The organism is Streptomyces beijiangensis (genome assembly GCF_017315755.1).
In the GTDB taxonomy this organism is placed as follows: Bacteria; Actinomycetota; Actinomycetes; order Streptomycetales; family Streptomycetaceae; genus Streptomyces; species Streptomyces beijiangensis.
Window position 1 is genome coordinate 1 of record NZ_JAFLRJ010001130.1, and the last position, 799, is coordinate 799.

The 799-nt window shown below is 70.5% G+C and carries 1 protein-coding gene and 1 pseudogene; both read left to right on the top strand.

What is annotated here, in order from left to right; translation table 11 throughout:
* A pseudogene (locus J0695_RS40870) lies at positions 1 to 604 on the top strand (ATP-binding protein); the annotation flags it as partial.
* Positions 601 to 799, top strand: a 199-nt coding sequence (locus J0695_RS40875) for a roadblock/LC7 domain-containing protein (RefSeq protein ID WP_206969863.1), incomplete at its 3' end; no start/stop codon positions are given. The pseudogene J0695_RS40870 and the gene J0695_RS40875, both read left to right, overlap by 4 nt.

The following is a 799-nucleotide window of genomic DNA, read 5'->3' on the forward strand; positions in this document are numbered from 1 at the left end:
CACCTACAGTGCTCCGGGCACGCCGGTCGAGGTCAACATCCAGGCCGTTCCGACGGGTGTGTGCTTCATCGTCGACGATGCCGGGCTGGGCATGGACCAGGAGACCAAGGACCGGGCGGTGACGCTGTTGTCCCCCGAAGGCGCGGTCGACATCACGAGTCTGGGCGATCCGCCCCGGTTCGGATTCGCGGTGTGCGGCATGCTCGCGGCGCGGTACGGCTTCGCCGTCTCCGTGGGCTCGGTGTCCCCCTACGGCGGAGTGCGTGCGGTGATCCGTGTACCGGAAAGTCTCCTTGCCGCCGAGGCGCCCGCACCTGCCGAGCCCGTCCAGGAAACCTCCGGGGAGGAAGCCGCCCCGCAGCGGCTCACTCCCGTTCCGGTGGGCCCCTCCCATGTCGTGGGCAGGACCAACGGCGGACTTCCCAAGCGGCGCCGACGGCAGGGCCCCATCTCGGTGGTGCCCTCGCCGGACGCCACGGCCACTGCCGACGAGCCCACGCCCGAGCAGGCCAGCGAGGTGACCGCGTCGCGCCTCGGCGCGTTCGCCCGCGGCACCCAGCTCGGCCGGATCACGAACACCATGGAAGGACCTGATCAGCGGTGAACACCGACCTGTCGTGGGTGCTGAACGACGTGCTCGAGGTGCGCGGTGCCCGTCACGCCGTCCTCGTCTCGGGTGACGGCCTACTGCTGCAGCGTTCGGACGACATCTCGCGCGACGACGCGGAGACGAACGCCGCGGCCATGAGTTCCATGCAGTCCCTCAGCCGCGCGGTCTCCGGTTTCGTCGGTTCGGGCA